Source organism: Virgibacillus sp. 7505 (assembly GCF_002272135.1).
GTDB lineage: Bacteria > Bacillota > Bacilli > Bacillales > Amphibacillaceae > Terribacillus.
Window position 1 is genome coordinate 1 of record NZ_NPBF01000135.1, and the last position, 304, is coordinate 304.

The following is a 304-nucleotide window of genomic DNA, read 5'->3' on the forward strand; positions in this document are numbered from 1 at the left end:
CTGGTAGTTGCCAGGAGCGAGTTGCTCAATCGTCAACTGGCCAGATTCATCTGTTTCTAGTCCTTCCCTTAAGACATTGCCGTCTTCATCAAGAAGGGCAAACACGGCTCCTTGCAGGGCAAGGCGATTGTCATCGCCATCGACTTTTGTCAAACGTATACCACCTTTGACAAGAGCATTCTCTTTCTCGCCAATAGTGAGTTCTTTCTCTTGGCCCGCTTCAATTTCAAACGGAATCGGCGTTGGGTCTAGCTTGTAATTTTCTAACGCTGTCGTTTCGATCAGTTCATAGGCTCCTGGACGA

The 304-nt window shown here is 48.0% G+C and carries 1 protein-coding gene; it reads right to left on the minus strand.

Annotation, left to right across the window (positions count from 1 at the left end; genetic code table 11):
* Positions 1-304: MSCRAMM family protein (locus CHH91_RS20685; protein WP_217973774.1), on the minus strand; the 304-nt coding region annotated here is incomplete at both ends.